Annotated in this window: 16 protein-coding genes; 10 read left to right on the top strand and 6 right to left on the bottom strand. The window is 71.7% G+C overall.

Annotated features, from left to right (window positions below; all coding sequences use genetic code 11):
• Positions 1-232: 232 nt before the first annotated feature.
• Complete coding sequence (locus tag OOK31_RS22720) at positions 233-889, top strand: response regulator transcription factor (protein WP_267089139.1); 657 nt, start codon at positions 233-235, stop codon at positions 887-889.
• Positions 890-1,049: 160 nt separating this feature from the next.
• The gene (locus tag OOK31_RS22715) at positions 1,050-2,201 is read left to right on the top strand and encodes a sensor histidine kinase (RefSeq protein ID WP_267089138.1); all 1,152 of its coding nucleotides are present in this window, start codon (positions 1,050-1,052) and stop codon (positions 2,199-2,201) included.
• A gap of 305 nt (positions 2,202-2,506) precedes the next feature.
• On the opposite strand, the gene OOK31_RS22710 is transcribed toward OOK31_RS22715, so the two are convergent.
• Positions 2,507-2,836, bottom strand: coding sequence for a transcriptional regulator (locus tag OOK31_RS22710; RefSeq protein ID WP_267089137.1), 330 nt, complete (start codon positions 2,834-2,836; stop codon positions 2,507-2,509).
• Positions 2,833-3,252 (bottom strand): hypothetical protein, encoded by a 420-nt coding sequence (locus OOK31_RS22705; RefSeq protein ID WP_267089136.1) that lies wholly within the window; start codon positions 3,250-3,252, stop codon positions 2,833-2,835. Before OOK31_RS22705 ends, OOK31_RS22710 begins: the two co-directional genes overlap by 4 nt.
• Before the next feature lie 163 nt (positions 3,253-3,415).
• Between OOK31_RS22705 and OOK31_RS22700 the strand changes: the two genes are divergently transcribed.
• From OOK31_RS22700 to OOK31_RS22685, 4 genes are all read left to right on the top strand, one after another.
• Complete coding sequence (locus tag OOK31_RS22700) at positions 3,416-3,739, top strand: chorismate mutase (protein WP_267089135.1); 324 nt, start codon at positions 3,416-3,418, stop codon at positions 3,737-3,739.
• Positions 3,740-3,838: 99 nt separating this feature from the next.
• Positions 3,839-6,358 carry an aminopeptidase N gene (gene pepN, locus OOK31_RS22695; protein ID WP_267089134.1) on the top strand — a complete coding sequence of 840 codons (2,520 nt, stop codon included), beginning with the start codon at positions 3,839-3,841 and terminating at the stop codon, positions 6,356-6,358.
• Positions 6,359-7,734: 1,376 nt separating this feature from the next.
• Complete coding sequence (locus OOK31_RS22690) at positions 7,735-9,135, top strand: aminotransferase class V-fold PLP-dependent enzyme (protein ID WP_267089133.1); 1,401 nt, start codon at positions 7,735-7,737, stop codon at positions 9,133-9,135.
• Positions 9,132-10,541: a lysine N(6)-hydroxylase/L-ornithine N(5)-oxygenase family protein gene (locus OOK31_RS22685; RefSeq protein WP_267089132.1), complete on the top strand. Its 1,410-nt coding sequence runs from the start codon at positions 9,132-9,134 to the stop codon at positions 10,539-10,541. Before OOK31_RS22690 ends, OOK31_RS22685 begins: the two co-directional genes overlap by 4 nt.
• 83 nt (positions 10,542-10,624) lie before the next feature.
• Here the strand turns inward: OOK31_RS22685 and OOK31_RS22680 are convergent, their stop codons facing one another.
• A complete protein-coding gene (locus tag OOK31_RS22680) occupies positions 10,625-12,436 on the bottom strand; it encodes a bifunctional UDP-sugar hydrolase/5'-nucleotidase (RefSeq protein ID WP_267089131.1) in 1,812 nt (603 codons plus the stop codon).
• A 140-nt stretch (positions 12,437-12,576) separates the two neighbouring features.
• On the opposite strand from OOK31_RS22680, the gene OOK31_RS22675 reads away from it, so the two are divergent.
• Entirely contained in the window at positions 12,577-13,293 is a 717-nt protein-coding gene (locus OOK31_RS22675; protein ID WP_267089130.1) for an SIMPL domain-containing protein, read from the top strand.
• Between the two features lie 146 nt (positions 13,294-13,439).
• Positions 13,440-14,867, top strand: coding sequence for a pyruvate kinase (pyk, locus tag OOK31_RS22670; RefSeq protein WP_267089129.1), 1,428 nt, complete (start codon positions 13,440-13,442; stop codon positions 14,865-14,867).
• Positions 14,868-14,903: 36 nt separating this feature from the next.
• Here pyk and OOK31_RS22665 read toward each other — a convergent pair whose 3' ends face one another.
• Positions 14,904-15,476 (bottom strand): alpha/beta hydrolase, encoded by a 573-nt coding sequence (locus OOK31_RS22665; RefSeq protein WP_267089128.1) that lies wholly within the window; start codon positions 15,474-15,476, stop codon positions 14,904-14,906.
• 79 nt (positions 15,477-15,555) lie between these two features.
• On the opposite strand from OOK31_RS22665, the gene OOK31_RS22660 reads away from it, so the two are divergent.
• Positions 15,556-16,161, top strand: a complete 606-nt coding sequence (locus OOK31_RS22660) for a TetR/AcrR family transcriptional regulator (RefSeq protein WP_267089127.1) — start codon at positions 15,556-15,558, stop codon at positions 16,159-16,161.
• A gap of 16 nt (positions 16,162-16,177) precedes the next feature.
• Here OOK31_RS22660 and OOK31_RS22655 read toward each other — a convergent pair whose 3' ends face one another.
• Positions 16,178-16,429: an EF-hand domain-containing protein gene (locus OOK31_RS22655; RefSeq protein ID WP_267089126.1), complete on the bottom strand. Its 252-nt coding sequence runs from the start codon at positions 16,427-16,429 to the stop codon at positions 16,178-16,180.
• A gap of 64 nt (positions 16,430-16,493) precedes the next feature.
• Here OOK31_RS22655 and OOK31_RS22650 point away from each other — a divergent pair, with 64 nt between their 5' ends.
• Positions 16,494-16,952, top strand: a complete 459-nt coding sequence (locus OOK31_RS22650) for a MarR family winged helix-turn-helix transcriptional regulator (protein WP_267089125.1) — start codon at positions 16,494-16,496, stop codon at positions 16,950-16,952.
• Here the strand turns inward: OOK31_RS22650 and OOK31_RS22645 are convergent.
• A complete protein-coding gene (locus tag OOK31_RS22645) occupies positions 16,949-17,737 on the bottom strand; it encodes a helix-turn-helix domain-containing protein (RefSeq protein WP_267089124.1) in 789 nt (262 codons plus the stop codon). The two genes, OOK31_RS22650 and OOK31_RS22645, sit on opposite strands and share 4 nt — an antisense overlap.
• Positions 17,738-17,803: the final 66 nt, after the last annotated feature.

Genomic DNA, 17,803 nt, shown 5'->3' with positions numbered 1-17,803 from the left:
CTTCCGCCCCACCCCCTCGTCCTTCCGGCCCTCCCGCAACGGGCCGGAAGGACGAGGCGCAGTGCCCCGAATGTCCGTAACGTCGACCATGCTGTGGCGAGGCCGGAACAGCGCCGTCCCCGCCCCGCGGCACCCTCCCGACAGCCCGCCGCGCGGTTGCGGGCCCGCGCACGCGCAGGTCCCATGGGAAGAATCCGGCAGCGGCAGCGGGCGACAGTGGGGCAGGCAGCGCATGACGATCAGAGTGGTCATCGCCGACGACCAGGAAATGGTCAGAACCGGCTTCCGGATGATCCTCGAAAGCCGGCCCGACATAGAGGTCGTCGCCGACGTGGTCGACGGCGAAGCCGCCCTCGCCGCCGTCGCCGAGCACCAGCCGGACGTCCTCCTCCTCGACATCCGCATGCCCCGGCTCGACGGCCTCGAAGTCACCCGCCGCCTCGCCGGCCAGGACAAGCCGCGCATCGTCATCGTCACCACCTTCGACCTCGACGAGTACGTCCACGCGGCGCTCCACGGCGGAGCCTCCGGCTTCCTCCTGAAGGACGCGAGCCCGGCCATGCTGGTGGAAGCCGTCCGGGCGGCGGCCGTCGGCGACGCCCTCGTCTCACCCGCCATCACCGTCCGGCTGCTGCGCGACATGGCCCCGCGCATCCCGGCGGCCCAGGCCGCCCGCCGCCCCGCCGAACCCCTCACGGAACGCGAGCGGGAGGTCGTACGGTGCCTCGCGCGCGGGCTGACCAACGCCGAGATCGCCGGCGAGCTGTTCGTCTCCCTGTCCACGGTCAAGACCCACCTGGCCAACGTCCAGGCCAAGCTGGACGCCCGCAACCGCGTAGAAATCGCCGCCTGGGCCTGGGAAAGCGGCCTGGCCACCCCGACCCCATGACCCTGCGAATCCAGCCTCGCCGGCGTTTGAGGCGCGGGGTCCGGGGCGGAGCCCCGAAAAGCCCCGGCGCAGCCGCCCTCCCGGACCCCACCTCCCGCACGGACCCCCGTACCGCCGCACCAGGCGCGGCCCGGCCCCCGGCCGGGATCAGGGGCGGACGGTGAGCCCCCTCGCGACATGGGCCCGCAGACACCCGCACGCCGCCGACTGGATCCGGCTCCTGCTGTCCCTGGTCCTCCTCGCCCTCGTCACCTTCGAGGGCGTCGTCCTGGCCCGCCAGCCCAGCCTCCCGCACGCCACCGTCTGGATCTCCGGGATCCTCGTCTGCCTCAGCGCCGCGCCCTGGCCCCGCGTCCCGCTCCTCGCCCGCGCCTGGTTCGCCGCCGGCACGACCTGGACCGCCACCCTCCTCCTGATCTTCGGGAACCACCCCATCGTCGTCTGGGGCGGCGGCGAGGCCATCGCCCTCCTCGTCCTGCTCTCCCAGGTCCTGCTGCGCGCCCCCGCCCGCACCGCCGCCGTCCTCGGCCCCCTCCTCGGCCTCGGCTGCATGGCCGTACCCGTCCGGGACACCGACCCCGGCCGGTTCACGCTGCTCTTCTCCGTGCTGACCGTCGTCGTCGGCGCGTACTCGCTCCTGCTGCGCCTGCAGTCCGTCCAGCGGGTCCGCGAACTGCGCGCCGTACGCACCGCCGAGCGCCTCGAACTCGCCCGCGAGCTCCACGACCTGGTCGCCCACCACGTCACCGGCATCGTCGTCGAGGCCCGCGCCGCCCGCTTCACGCAGGTCTCCGCCGAACGCGCCGCCGAGATCTTCGGCCGGATCGAGACCGCCGGCGACGAGGCCCTCGGCTCGATGCGCCGCCTCGTCAAGATCCTCCGCGAGAACGACGCCGCGCCCGGCGCCGACCGCGCCCCCGTCGCCGGCCTCGCCGACATCCGCGTGCTCGCCGAACGGTTCTCCGCCACCGGCCCGCCCGTCGTCCTCTACGTGGAGGAGGGCCTGGAGCTCAGGCTCCCCGGCGACGTCGCCGCCACCGCCCACCGGATCGTCCTCGAAGCCCTCACCAACATCTCCAAGCACGCCGCCACCGCCACCCACGTCCGCATCGGCCTGCGCACCGTCCCGGCCGGCCTGGAAGTGCGGATCGCCGACGACGGGGGCCGCCCCGCCCGCCTCTCGGAGAAGGCCAGCGGCGGCGGCTACGGCCTCGCCGGCATGGCCGAACGCGCCGAGGCCCTCGGCGGCTCCCTCACCGCCGGCCGGCCCCCCGAGGGCGGCTGGCTGGTCACGGCAACCCTGCCCCTGTAGCCCGCCCGGCCTCCGAACGCACCCGGGCCGGGGGCGGGGTGGGGGGTCGTCCGGGGCTAAAACGTGATTTGTTGGCGCGCGGTACCCAGCACAACCCAGCCCGGATCAGGCGCCATAAATCATGCCCGCCCCGGGCGACCCCCCACCCCGTCCCCGTCCCCGCCCCCGGCCCACCCACCGACCCCGTCCCGCCCTGCCTGGACACGGCCAGGCCCGCCCAACGCCGCCCGATACCGCCGGTACCGCGCCGCACCCGCCCCGGCACCCCCTTCCGGTCACCGCGCGGCCCGCGCCCCCGCGCCCCCTCACCCCAGCGCGATGGCCCGCAGCGCGGCCAGGTGTCGTGCGTAGACGTCCCGCCCCTCGGCGGTCAGGGAGAGCCAGGTGCGCGGCCGGCGGCCGACCCGGCCCTTGTGGACGGACACCCAGCCCGCCTCCTCCAGCGCGGCGACCTGCTTGGACAGCACCGAGTCGCTGACCTCCACCAGGTCCCGTACGAAACCGAACTCCGCCTTGTCCAGCGGAACCAGCGCCGCCACCACCGACAGCCGCACCGGAGCGCTCAGCAGCGGCGCCAGATCGTGCCGGGGGTGCCGCCTGCCCGGTTCCGCGGCCTGCGGCCCCTCGTCCGTCACGGGGCGCCCCGCAGCTCGGACCGGGCGCCGAGCGCGGCCGGCAGCGCGCACACCAGCGCCGCCACCGCCGCGAAGCCCACATGATCGGTGAACACCGTGCTGCCGAGCACGACCGCGGCCGCGAAGGCCACCGCCCACACCCCGATCACCAGCCCGTGCCGCAGACCGAAGCCGCGCCGTATCACCCGCTGCCGCGCCGCGTACACGCTCAGCCCGGTCACCATCGCCGTGTTGACCACCGCGAAGACCGCCGCGGCCGCCGGCCCGTGCCACAGCAGTGCCATCGGCACCAGCACCAGCTGCCCCACGGCGAAGACCCCCAGGTAGCGCCCGTACCAGCCGCTCCCCGCCCGCGCGGCCCGCTCCAGCGCGGCCGCCCGGCCCAGTACGCCCGCCGCTTCCGCCGAATCGCTCATGACCCCGTTCCCCCTTCGTCCCCCGGACACCTCGTCACTTGCCACTCTGACGCCTACTTTCCAACTTGGCAAGTAAAAGGCCCCGGCGACCGGGCCGGGACATCCGTCTCACGGACCGGCCGACCGGGGAACCACCCGCGCCCGCCACGTATTCTCGGGAACCATGAACACCAGCGACATCGACGAGATCGACGAGAACGTCACCGCCGAACTGTCCCGCCTGCGCGACAGCATCGACAACATCGACGCGGCCGTGGTCCACATGCTCGCCGAGCGCTTCAAATGCACCCAGCAGGTCGGCCACCTCAAGGCCAAGCACCAGCTCCCCCCGGCCGACCCGGGCCGCGAGGCCAGCCAGATCGCCCGGCTGCGCCAGCTCGCCGAGAACGCCAAACTCGACCCGGCCTTCGCCGAGAAGCTCCTCAACTTCATCATCGCCGAGGTCATCCGCCACCACGAGACCATCGCCGCAGGCGAAGACCAGTAGCCACCCGGCCGGGGCGCGGGCGCGCCGCGCCCCGCCACCCGCCCCGCCCCACCGCATCACCCCTGCGCCGCCGCCCGGCCGTCAGGCAGCATGGGCCCCATGTCCGCACTGACGCGCAACGAAGCGCAGACCCGAGCCCAGCTCCTCGACGTCCACCACTACGGCGTCACCCTCGACCTCACCACCGGCGACGAGACCTTCACCTCCGCCACCGTCATCCGTTTCAGCGCCCGCGCCGCCGGTGACACCTTCGTGGAACTGAAGCCCGTCGAACTGCGCTCCGTCACGCTCGACGGCCACCCCCTCGACCCCGCCGCGCTCACCGGCAACCGCCTCCCGCTCACCGGCCTCACCGAAGGCCCCCACGAGCTGCGCGTCGACGCCACCATGCGCTACTCCCGCACCGGCGAAGGCCTCCACCGCTTCACCGACCCCGCGGACGGCGAGACGTACGTCTACTCCCAGATGTTCATGGACGACGTCCAGCGCGTCTTCCCCGCCTTCGACCAGCCCGACCTGAAGGCCGTCTTCGAGTTCACCGTCACCGCCCCCGCCCACTGGACCGTCCTCGCCAACGGCATCACCACCCGCACCGGCGACCGCGAGCGCGACGGGGCCGGCGTCTGGACCTCCGCCGCCACCCCCGTCATCTCCACCTACCTCGCCGCCGTCGCCGCCGGCCCCTGGCACAGCGTCACCACCGAACACGCCGGACTGCCCTTCGGCATCCACTGCCGCAAGTCCCTCGCCCCCCACCTCGACGCCGACGCCGACGAGATCCTCCACATCACCACCGCCTGCTACGACCGCTACCACGAGAAGTTCTCCGAGCCCTACCCCTTCGACTCCTACGACCAGGCCTTCGTCCCCGAGTTCAACGCCGGCGCCATGGAGAACCCCGGCCTCGTCACCTTCCGCGACGAGTTCGTCTTCCGCTCCGCCGTCACCGACACCGAACGCCAGCGCCGCGGCATGGTCATCGCCCACGAGATGGCCCACATGTGGTTCGGCGACCTCGTCACCCTCGCCTGGTTCGACGACATCTGGCTCAACGAGTCCTTCGCCGAGTACATGGGCTACCAGACCCTCGCCGAAGCCACCCGCTTCACCGGCACCTGGACCGAATTCGGCATGGAACGCAAGCCCTGGGGCTACGACGCCGACCAGCGGCCCTCCACCCACCCCGTCGCCCCCGGCCCCGACGACGTCCCCGACACCGCCTCCGCCCTCCTCAACTTCGACGGCATCTCCTACGCCAAGGGCGCCTCCGCCCTGCGCCAGCTCGTCGCCTGGCTCGGCGAGAAGGACTTCCTCGCCGGCATCAACACCCACTTCGCCCGCCACAAGTTCGCCAACGCCACCCTCGCCGACTTCGTGGACTCCCTCGCCGCCCACACCGACCGCGACGTCCACACCTGGGCCGAGAACTGGCTGCGCACCACCGGCATCGACACCCTCACCCCCCGCATCGAGGAGAGCGCCGGCGGCTGGACCCTCACCGTCGACCGCCACGGCAGCCGCCCCCACCGCATCACCGCGGGCGCCTACGAACTCGCCCCCGACGGCCTCCTGGAACGCGCCGAACTCCTCGACCTCGACGTCCCCTCCGAGGAGATCCTCTCCGTCAGCGGCCGCCGCCCCGACCTCCTCGTCCTCAACGACGGAGACCTCGGCTACGCCAAGATCCGCCTCGACGACACCTCCCTCACCACCGCCCTGCGCACCCTCTCCCGCATCCCCGACCCCCTCACCCGGGCCGTCGTCTGGGGCTCCCTGCGCGACATGGTCCGCGACGGCGAACTCGCCCCCGCCACCTACCTCGCCACCGCCGAGGCCCACCTCCCCTCCGAAGCCGACCTCGCCGTCGTCCAGGGCGTCCTCACCTTCGCCCGCACCCAGGTCGCCGACCGCTACCTCACCCCGGCCCACCGCACCGAAGCCCTCACCACCCTCACCTCCATCGCCCGCGTCCTCCTGCGCCGCACCGAGGACGGCAGCGAACCGGGACTGCGGCTCGCCGCCGTACGCTCCCTCATCTCCAGCGCCACCCAGCCCGACACCATCGCCGCCTGGCTCGCCGACGGCACCGTCCCCGGCGGCCCCGAACTCGACCCCGAGCTGCGCTGGCGCATCCTCGCCCGTCTCTGCGTACTCGGTGCCGCCACCCAGTCCGACATCGACACCGCCCTCGCCGCCGACCCCAGCGCCACCGGCCAGGAAGGCGCCGCCCGCTGCAGCGCCGCCCTCCCCACCGCCGAGGCGAAGGCCGCCGCCTGGCAGCGCCTCTTCCACGACGACACCCTGTCCAACTACCTCTTCAGCGCCACCGCCCAGGGCTTCTGGCAGCCCGAACAGAACGAACTCGTACGGGACTACGTGCCCCGCTTCTACCCCGACGCCGTCGCCCTCGGAGCCCGCCGCGGCCCCGCCATCGCCGAGGCCGCCGGCCGCTGGGCCTTCCCCGTCCACGCCGCCGACGAGGCCAACCTCCAGGCCGGCCGCGCCTGCCTGGAAGACCCCGACCTCATCCCGCTGCTCCGCCGCAAGCTCGTCGACCAGCTCGACGACCTGACCCGAGTCCTCCACGTCCGCACCGCCACACCCCCGCCCCGCCCCTGACCCACACCGCCCCCGACGGGCCCCCGCACGCCCGCCGCCCCTGCGGCCCACGGCCCCGGGGCGCCCGCCGTTCCTGAGGCCCACGGCCCCCGCGCGCCCGCTGTCCCTGCGGCCACGGCCCCGGGTGCCTGTCGGCTCTGGGGGTCACGGCCCCCGGGTGCCCGTCGGCCCTGGGGACCACGGCCCCCGTGTGCGCATCGGCCCTGTGGGGCACCGCGCCCGCGTGCCCTTCGGCTCTGCGGGTCACGGCACCGGACGCCCCGGGCCCGGCCGAAGACGGGCGGATCCGCCCCGTCGGGCAGCAGCGGCACCACGCAGCTGCCCGACGCCCCCCGGACCAGCCCCCACCCCCACCCCTGCCCCCTCAGCCCCGCCGGAGCCCGCCCACCCCCGGCCCCCCTTCAGCCTCGCCGGCGTTTGAGGCGCGGGGGTCCGGGGGCAGGCCCCCGGCAGCGGCGCCGCAGACGAACGCGGGGCCCGGGGGCGGAGCCCCCGGTTTCGGGAAGGGGCAGGGCGGGGGAAGCCGCCCGCAGGGCCCAACCCCGGCCCCGCTTCCGTACCCGCCATCCGCCCCCATGCCCACACCTGCGCCCGGCACCCGCCCCCGCACCAGTCCCCGCCATCAGCGCCCCGCCGCACCCGCGCCCGGTCCAGCGCCGCGCCCGCACCTCGCACCCACACCCGGCGTCCGCACCTAGCGCCTGGGCTCGGCGTCGGCGCCCGTGCTCGGTGCCCGCACCTAGCGCCTAGGCTCGGTGCCCGCACCCGGCCCCGGTTCCGTGCCCGCATCCCGCGCCCGTGCCCGGCACCCGCACCCCGCACCCGCACCCCGCACCCGCACGCCGCACCCGGCGCCCGCACCTAGCGCCGGCGTCCGCATCCCGCGCCCGTGCCCGGCGTCCGCACCCCGCGCCCGGCGTCCGCGCCCAACGCCCCGCACCCGAGGCCCGCGCCGCAGCTGCCTGCCCGCCCCCCCGACGCTGGGCAGCGCAGTCCCGTCACGACTCGTATCCCAGCGCGGGGAATTCAGGCATGCCCCTCCAGATCCGGCTGGCCGGGCGCCGCGCGCACAGGGCGGCCGCCCACGACCGGTCCGCCGCCCCGCGGGCGCGCCGAAGCACCCGCCGCCCAACGGCACTCCCGCCCGGCGCCAGCCGCCCCGCCGACCCAACCCCCGCCGGGCGACGGCAACGGCAACGGCTACGGCCGCGGCCGGAATTCGACCCCGGACAAACCCCGGCGGTTACCCCAAACGGGTCTGATCGTTGTACCACCCGGGTGTCCCGCCCGCCCCGGCACACCCCGCCCCGCGGAGCCCACCCCGCGCAGCCACCCCCGCGAAGGGGTCCTCACCCCGCCCGACCCCGGAGGCCCCCATGCCCGAACCGGCGCCGCCACCCGCACACCCCACAGCCCCCCTCGCCGGCGGCCCCGGCGGGCCCGACGCGCTGCGGCCCCTCCTCGACACCGTCCTCACCGCCCTCGCCACCGGCGCAGCCGAACGCGGCGGACCCCTCCCCGCCGGCGGCCCCGACACCGTCACCGCCCGCGTCCGGGCCGCCCTCGGCGAGGTGTTCCCCGCCCACGGAACCGGCGACCACGAAGCCCTCCGCACCCTCGTCCACACCCTCACCGCCGGCGCCGCAGACCCCGCCCACCCCCTGTGCGCCGCCCACCTGCACTGCCCGCCGCTCGCCGTCGCGGCCGCCGCCGACCTCGCCGTCAGCGCCCTCAACCCGTCCCTCGACTCCTGGGACCAGGCCCCCGCCGCCTCCGCCCTAGAAGCCGAACTCACCCGCACCCTCGCCGCCGAGTTCTACGACACCCCCCACCCCGACGCCCTCCTCACCACCGGCGGCACCGAAGCCAACCAACTCGCCCTGCTCCTCGCCCGCGAACGCCACGGCCCCCACCTCACCGTCCTGCACGGAGCCAACGCCCACCACTCCGTCCCCCGCGCCGCCTGGCTCCTCGGCCTGCCCCCCGCCGTCGCCCTCCCCACCCCCTCCGGCACCCTCGACCCCGCCACCCTCGCCGAGGCCCTCGCCACCACCCCCGGCCCCGTCCTCGTCACCGCCACCGCCGGCACCACCGACGCCGGACTCATCGACCCCCTCCACCCCCTCGCAGACCTCTGCGCCGCCCACCACACCGACCTCCACATCGACGCCGCCTACGGAGGCACCCTCGCCCTCAGCCCCCGACACCGCGACAAGCTGAGCGGCCTCTCCCGCGCCCACTCCGTCACCGTCGACCTGCACAAACTCGGCTGGCAGCCCGTAGCCGCAGGCCTCCTCGTCGTCCCCGACACCACCCTCCTGGCCCCCCTCGCCCACCAGGCCGACTACCTCAACCCCACCGACGACACCGAAGCCGGCCTGCCCGACCTCCTCGGCCGCTCCCTGCGCACCACCCGCCGCCCCGACGCCTTCAAGATCGCCGCCACCCTGCGCTCACTCGGCCGCGACGGCCTCGCCGACCTCCTCGACCGCACCTGCGCCGCCGCCCACCACCTCGCCGGACTCCTCGACGCCCACCCCCGCTTCGAACTCCACGCACACCCCACCCTCACCACGGTCCTCTTCCGCCCCACCCCCACGGACGACGCCCACCTCGCCGACCTGCGCCGCACCCTCCTCCAGGACGGCACCGCCGTACTCGGCCGCGCCACCGCCGACGGCCGCCTCTGGCTCAAAGCCACCCTGCTCAACCCCCACACCACGGCGCGGGACCTGGACGCCCTCGTCACCCTCCTGGAAGGCAGGACCCACCGATGACCGCCCACCTCGATGCACCCCACGACCTCGTCGGAATCGGCATCGGCCCCTTCAACCTCTCCCTCGCCGCCCTCGCCCACGGCCTCCCCCAACAAGGCGTCGGACCCCTCGCCACCGCCTTCTACGACCAGCGCAGAGACTTCCGCTGGCACCCAGGACTCCTCATCGACGGAGCCACCCTCCAAGTCCCCTTCCTCGCCGACCTCGTCACCCTCGCCGACCCCTCCAGCCCATGGAGCTTCCTCAGCTACCTCAAGCACAGGGAACGCCTCTTCCCCTTCTACTTCGCCCAGCAGTTCCACATCCAGCGCGCCGAGTACGACGCCTACTGCCGCTGGGTCTCCGGCCGCCTCCCCGGCCTCCACTTCGGCCACCAGGTCGACGCCGTCCGCTGGAACCCCGAACGCGACCTCTTCGAAGTCGACTACACCCAGCTCGACACCGACGGAGAAGCCGAAGCCCTCGGCCGCACCTACACCCGCCACCTCGCCCTCGGCATCGGCACCGCCCCCTACGTCCCCGAACCCCTACGCCCCCTCGCCGACGCCCCCACCGTCCCCGTCATCCACTCCGCCGACTACCTCGACAACCGCCAGCGGATCCTCGGCGCCGACCACGTCACCGTCATCGGATCCGGCCAGTCGGGCGCCGAGGTCTTCCTCGACCTCCTGCGCGCCCGCCCCCACGGCCGCGAAGGCCTCACCTGGCTCGCCCGCACCCCCTCCTTCGCCCCCATGGAGTACTCGAAACTCGGCCTCGAACACTTCACCCCCGACTACACCCGCTACTTCCACTCCCTCCCCGAACCCGTCCGCGACCAGCTCCTCCCCGCCCAATGGCAGCTCCACAAGGGCATCGACACCGCCACCATCGCCGCCATCCACGAGGAGCTCTACCGCCGCACCCTCCACGGAGGCTGGCCCGACGCCGTCCTCACCCCCGGAGTCACCGTCCGCACCGCCGGCCGCGTCGCCACCACCAAGGTCGAACTCCACCTCGAACACACCCAGCAGGGCACCCGCTCCCGCCTCACCACCGACGCCGTCGTCCTCGCCACCGGCTACCGGGAACGCCCCCTCACGAGCCTCCTCGCCGGCCTCGACCCCTACCTGCGCAAGGACTCCTCCGGCCGCCCCCGCATCGACGACCGCTACCGGATGGTCCTCGACCCCTCCGTCACCGGAACCGTCTTCGTCCAGAACGGCGAACGCCACACCCACGGCGTCGGCGCCCCCGACCTCGGCCTCGCCGCCTGGCGCAGCGCCGCCATCCTCAACACCCTCACCGACAAGGAGCCCTACCCCCAGCCCCACCGCACCGCCTTCACCACCTTCGGCCTCGAACAACGCGAACACACCCGCCCCCACCCCACCGTCGAACTCCTCCCCCTGGTCGACCACCCCTAGAACCCCCTCCCGTACCCCCGCCCGCACACACCGACGGCCGGGACCCGCCACAGCAGGACCCGGCCGCACACCCGCACAACGGACTAGAAGACCGGCACCCCGGCCCGCGTCAGACGCCAGTCCACCGAAGCGAAGGAGGCCGGGTCCACCGTCCCCTTCGCCTTCACCCACTGGATGATCGTGTTACGTATTTCGTCCGAGTTCGCCCACAGCTGCTTGGCCTGCGGGACGTGCGGGAAGTTCCCGCCACCCGAGGCCCGGTAGTTGTTCACCGCGAACACGAACCGCGCCGCCGGATCCACCGGCTTCCCCTGGAACGACAGCCCCGTGATCCGCGAACCCACCGGCTGCGCGATGTCGATGTCGTACGCCAGGCCGTACACCGCGTCGTAGTTGTAGTCCGGGATGTTCTCCGCGTTCGTCACCTTCGCCGGATCCACCGCACCACCCGCCGCGGTCTGCACGAAGTACCGCGCCGAATACTCCAGGTAGTCCTTCAGCTGCGCCCCCGTCAGGAGCCGCGCCTCCAGGGTGTTCTCGAACGGGTACAGCCCCGCCGCGTCCCGGATCGTCACCTGCCCGGCCGGTATCGCCGCCGTCCGCGAGAAACACGAAGCCTGCGACAGCACCGGCAGCGAGGCCCACTCCGAACCCGCCAGCGCCGTCTTCACCGTCTCCGCCTGCACGTGGTTGATCAGGTCGATGATCGGCACGTCCTTCACCGGACCCTCCGCGGAGGACATCGCCTGCGTCGAAGTACCGATCACCTGGTTGACGTACGCCACGACCTTGCGGTGCTCGTCCGACAGCAGCCCCGTGATCTTCGGGTCCTCGGCCACGGTGTTCGAGTTCAGCACCTTCGCCGCGACCTTCGCCACCGACCAGCGGCCCCGCTCCCACACCAGCTCGAAGTCGAACAGCGTCAGCCGCTGCCCCCACTTCAGCGGCTCCGACAGCACCACGTCCTTGCCGGTCGCCTTGTTCTTCACCCGGTACTCCGGGATCTCCGTGTGCGCGTGCCCCACCAGGATCGCGTCGATCCCCGGCACCTGCTCCGCCACCAGCGCCGCCGCGTTCTCGATGTACGGCAGCTGGTCACCGTAGGAGGACGTACCGCTCGACCCCGAGTGCGCGGAGACGATCACCACGTCCACCCCCATGGACCGCAGCCGCGGCACGTACTTCGCCGCCTGCTCCTCCAGCCCCGGGAACGTCATCTTCCCCTGCACGTTCGCCTTGTCCCAGATCGCGATCCCCGGGTTCGTCAGCCCCAGCACCGCCACCTTCACGTCCCGCCCGCACGGCGTCCGCAGCCGGTGCACGCTGTACGGCTCGAACGCCGGCCGCAGCGTCTTCGCGTCCAGCGCGTTCGCCCCCAGCAGCGGGAAGTCGCACTGCTCCTCGAACTTGCGCAGCACCGGGATCCCGTAGTTGAACTCGTGGTTCCCGAGCGCCGCAGCGTCGTAGCCGATCGCGTTCATGGCCTGCGCCATCGGGTGCACCGGACCCCGCCGCGCGGTGATCGGATCCACCTTCGCGTAGTAGTACGACAACTGCGTGCCCTGAATCGTGTCACCGGCATCGATCAGCAGCGTGTTGCGCCGCCCCTTCTCCGCCCGCACCTGATTCACCAACGTCGAGATCTTCGCCAGACCCACATCGTTGTGCGCCTTGTCGTCGAACTCCTTGTCCGTGAAGTAGTCCCAGTTGAAGACGTTCCCGTGCAGATCGGTCGTCCCCATCACCGTGAACGCGTACGTACGCGCCCCCTTCGACGACGCCGGCTGCGCGGCCGCCGGCGCGGCGGCGGCCGGGGAGCTCGTGGCCCCCGCCATCGCCACAGCCGCACCCGTCGCGGCCGAAGCCCCCATGAAAGTCCTACGGTCGAACGCCATGCCATCTCCCCTTGTGAGGCGTGTAATGAGCGTGAAACAACGCGCGTAGATTCTGACCCACCGGTAACAAGCCGCAACACCCCCGTCAGGTTTCGATCCGATGACCACACCCGTACGGACGACAGTGCGACAGTGAATCCATGACCCAGGACGCCCCGTACGACGCCCCGCACCAGCCCTACGGAACCCCCGAAGTCCCCCGCGTCGCCGTCCGCGGCGAGGCCCGCCTCGAAGTCGACCCCGAGATCGCCCGCATCGGCATCACCGTCAGCGCCCGAGGCACCGACCGGCGCACCGCACTCGAAGACCTCACCCGCCGCAACAACGCCGTCCTCGACCTCGTCAAGAGCTACGGCGACCCCGTCGAAAAACTCGAGACCGGCGCCTTCTCCATCACCCCCGAACTCACCCGCCACGGCCGCGCCGAACGCATCCGCGCCTACCACGGCCGCGTCCACATCACCGCCGAACTCAACGACTTCACCGCCCTCGGCGAACTCACCACCCGCCTCGCCGACCTCGAACTCACCCAGGTCGACGGCCCCTGGTGGGCCCTGCGCCCCACCTCACCCGCCCACGGCGAAGCCCGCCGCCAAGCCGTACTCGAAGCCGTCCAGCGCGCCCGCGAATACGCCCAGGCCCTCGGCGCCCAGCTCGCCGCCCTCGTCGAACTCGCCGACCTCGGCGCCGAGAACGCCTCCCCCATCGCCATGGCCGCCCCCGCCGGCATGCTCCGCTCCATGGCCTACGGCGCCGCCGAGGACGCCGGCGCCCCGCCCCTCGACCTCGAACCCCAACGCCAGACCGTCTACGCCCAGGTGAACGCCCGCTTCACCATGACCCCGCCCCAGCTCTGAAACACCTCCACCACCCCGTCCCGGGGGTGCTCATCGGAGCACCCCCGCGCACATTCAACATTTGTCAACAAGCTTTTGCTCAAAGGTTGTTGAGTGGACACCCGGAACCAATTTCCTACTGTCTGGTAGGGGCATACGCTCGCCCCATGCGCCGAGCAAAAATCGTATGTACCCTGGGCCCCGCCACCGACTCATACGACCAGATCAAAGCACTGGTCGAAGCCGGAATGGACATCGCCCGACTCAACCTCAGCCACGGCACCTACGCCGAACACGAGGAGCGTTACCAGCGCGTACGCAAGGCCTCAGACGAGACCGGCCGCAGCGTCGGCATCCTCGCCGACCTTCAAGGCCCGAAGATCCGCCTCGGCCGGTTCCGCGAAGGACCCGTACTCCTTGAACGCGGCGACGAATTCACCATCACCGTCGACGACCACGAAGGCGACCGCCACACCTGCGGCACCACCTACAAGGGCCTCAACGCCGACGTCACCACCGGCGAACGCATCCTCGTCGACGACGGCCGCGTCACCCTCGAAGTCACCGCCGTCGACGGCCCCCGCGTCCACACCACCGTCATCGAAGGCGGCATGGTCTCCGACAACAAGGGACTCAACCTCCCCGGCGTCGCCGTCTCCGTCCCCGCCCTCTCCGACAAGGACATCGAAGACCTCCGCTGGGCCCTGCGCACCGGCGCCGACGTCATCGCCCTCTCCTTCGTCCGCAGCGGCCGCGACATCGAAGACGTCCACCGCATCATGGACGAAGAAGACCGCCGCCTCCCCGTCATCGCCAAGATCGAAAAGCCCCAGGCCGTCGACAACATCGACGACATCGTCGCCGCCTTCGACGGCATCATGGTCGCCCGCGGCGACCTCGGCGTCGAAATGCCCCTCGAACTCGTCCCGATCGTCCAGAAGCGCGCCGTCAAACTCGCCAAGCGCAACGCCAAACCGGTCATCGTCGCCACCCAGATGCTCGACTCGATGATCGAAAACTCCCGGCCCACCCGCGCCGAAGCCTCCGACGTCGCCAACGCCGTCATCGACGGCACCGACGCCGTCATGCTCTCCGGCGAAACCAGCGTCGGCAAATACCCCATCGAGACCGTACGCACCATGTCCCGCATCGTCGAAGCCGCCGAAGAAGACATCCTCACCAAGGGCCTCCCACCCCTCACCGACCGCAACAAGCCCCGCACCCAAGGCGGAGCCGTAGCCCGCGCAGCCGCCGAAATGGGCGACTTCCTCGGCGCCAAATTCCTCGTCGCCTTCACCCAAAGCGGAGACACCGTCCGCCGACTCTCCCGCTACCGCAGCCCCATCCCCCTCCTCGCCTTCACCCCCGACCCCGCCACCCGCTCCCAACTCAACCTCACCTGGGGCGTCGAAACCTTCCTCGGCCCCCACGTCGACTCCACCGACGCCATGGTCGCCCAGGTCGAAGAAGAACTCCTGCGCATCGGACGCTGCGTCCCCGGCGACATCGTCGTCATCACCGCCGGCTCACCCCCCGGCGTCAGCGGAAAGACCAACCTCGTCCGCATCCACCACATCGGCGACCCCGTCCGCTGACCCACCACGGCGATACAGCCGCACCACCCACCGCGGCTACAGCACCTCCCGTATCAACCGCACCGCGTCGGGCAACACCAACCGGCTCTCACCCGTACTGGGAAAATGCCCGCCCGACGCGGTCACCGTCGCCGTAGCCCCCAACTCCCGCACGAACCGCATGATGTGCTCCGGAGTACGAACCCCCGTCACCGGATCGTCCGCCGCGTGCAACACCCGGAACTCCCGCGCCGCCCCACGGATCCGCGCCCAGTCGAACTCCGGCGAGAAGAACGGCGCCAACGCGTCGTACCCCACCTCGCCCGACATCGACGCCACGAACACCACCCCGGCAAAAGCCCCCTCGGCCGCCGTGTCGTGCCGCTGAAGCAACCGCAGCACATTCACCCCGCCCAGGCTGTGCCCCACCAGCACCGTCCCACCCGCAGACGCGCCCTCCGTCTGCACCGCCAGCTCCTTCAGCCACACCCCGGCATCCGGCGCCGCCGACTCCGAGAACGCCGGCACCCGCACCTCGTGCCCCTCACCCGAGAACTCCTCCGCCACCGACGGATACCAGTGCTCGGACGGCGCCATCCCGTACCCGTGCGCGATCACGATCCTGCTCATGACTCATCCCCCTGCTCGCCCTACCGTTTATCGAAACGCTACGCAGCGTTTCGATAAACGGTAGGGCTATCGTGATGGCGTGTCAACCACTCCCCAGAACCCGTCGCCCCGCACCGGTGGGCGACTCCGCAACGAAGACGCCCACCACTCCGTCCTCGAAGCCACCGCCGCCCTCCTCGTCGAGAACGGCTACGGCGCCCTCACCATCGAAGGCGTCGCCAAACGCGCCAACGTCGCCAAAAGCACCGTCTACCGCTGGTGGAAATCCAAACCCGCCCTCGTCATGGACGCCTACGCCCACGAAACCGCCACCCGCGTCCCCGAACCCGACACCGGCACCCTCGAAGGCGACCTCACCGCCTTCCTCACCGACCTCTACCGCATCGGCCACGACCCCGTCCGCGCCAAAGCCCTCACCGGCCTCATGGCCGAAGCCCAACTAGACCCCGCCTTCGCCGAAGCCTTCCGCGCCTGGGCCCGCACCCGCCGCGAACTCGTCGCCGGCCTCCTCACCCGCGCCCTCGCCCGCCAGGAAATCCCACCCACCACCGACCTCACCCACGCCACCGACCTGGTCTTCGGCCCCTTCTGGTACCGCCTCCTCGTCGAACACGCCCCCCTCGACCCCACCCAAGCCCAAGCCCACGCCGCCACCGTCCTGCACGGCCTCACCCACCGCCCCTGACGCCGGGCCCCAAGGCCTACCAGCCGAACCGCCGGTCCACCTCCGCCTCGAACTCCTCCAGCGACAACACCGCATCCCCGTTCTTGTCCGCCGCATCGAACAACGCCGACGACGCGTCCGCATCCCCCACACCCCAGAACGGCAGATCCCCCTGCGCGGCCAACGTCGGCCCCTTGCTCCGCAACGCCGAAATCACCTCCGCACGCGTCAGCTCACCGTCATGGTTCAGATCCAGCGCGTCGAACAGCTTCCGAGCCTTCTCGCTCATCGCGGAGTCCCCTTCATCTTCGATCCCTTGACCTCAACCAAACTCGAGGTCATACGTTCGCCATATGGAGATCAAGGAATACCCCGAAGAGCAGGTCGCTGCCCAGGCCATCGGCTACTGGACCGGCGCCGCCAACCGCATCATCGTCGGCGGCCTCCGCACCGCCCTCGCCGAGGAATCCCTCACCCAACCCCACTGGTGGATCCTCAACCACATCGCCGGAGCCCCGGACGAATGGACGGCCGCCACCCTCACCGCGAAACTCACCCCCTACGACGACCAGAACCTCGACTTCGACGCCATCCACACCGACCTCGCCGACCGGGGCTGGACCCGCACCTCGGGGGACCGCCTCACCCTCACCCCCGCCGGCGAAGCCGCCCGCGAACGCGCCCGCACCCGCAACGCCAAGGTCCACGCGACCATGCGAGCCGGCGTCCCCGACACCGACTACGCCGCCACCATCAACGTCCTGCGCCGCCTGATCCACAACCTCGGCGGCGCGAGCGACCTCCCGGCCTAATGCTTCGGCCCGACGTGCGCGTCCATCAGCGCGACGGATTCCTTCCGCGCGACGGACACGTTGAAGGGATCACTGCCCCGCGCCAGCACCGTCCACCGGACACCGACCTTGGTCAGGGTGTCGGTACAGAGCTTGCGGATGTCGTCCGACTTGTTGGTGAAGAAGTACCGCGGATACTCGTACCGCTTCCGCTCCCCACCGACCATCCGGGTGGTCCAGTTGGTGATCCGACACCCGTCGGAGTGGATCAGCCCCCGGATGAACTCCCAGGGGTGAGCGTCGACGATCTCCTCCTGCCAGTCCTCAAGGGTGATCCGGCGTTCGTGCTTCTTCCCGGGCCCGTGCTGGGGGAACAGGCACTCCAGGTGCTTCGAGTAGACCTTGATGTTGTGGCAGCCGACCTTGCGAACTCGGCAGACCTGATTCGCTGGGAAGACGCGGCGCATGGATTGCTCGGCCAAGTCCATCAGTCCAGGCCAGCCGTCATCGCAGGTGACCATCAGGTTGGGGACGCGGTGGCCGGAGTAGTGAGATATGTGGCCATCGCCCAGGTAGAGACCAAGCAGGTAGGCGTATGCCTCGGTATCGAGGGCGTCTCCGTGGCAATGCGGGCAAGCCGCCCGATGGGATCCGGGGCATTCGCCGCGTCTCGCGCGGTCCATGTGCTTCCAGTAGCTCACCGTGCCGAGGGGGATATCCAGTCGACGGGCCACCTCGCTGTTCGCCGTCCCCCCGCGCAGAAGGGTGAGTGCTGTTTGCCGGGTCTCCAGGCTGTGGAACTCCATGTCCACACTGTGAGTCACGCGTCATCGCCGTACGTAGCAAAAAGCGAACGTTCACGCGAAGGTGAA

It is taken from the genome of Streptomyces sp. NBC_00249 (assembly GCF_026342355.1).
In the GTDB taxonomy this organism is placed as follows: domain Bacteria; phylum Actinomycetota; class Actinomycetes; order Streptomycetales; family Streptomycetaceae; genus Streptomyces.
Note: the sequence above shows the minus strand (reverse complement) of the source record. Positions and strands in the feature narration are given on the sequence as shown.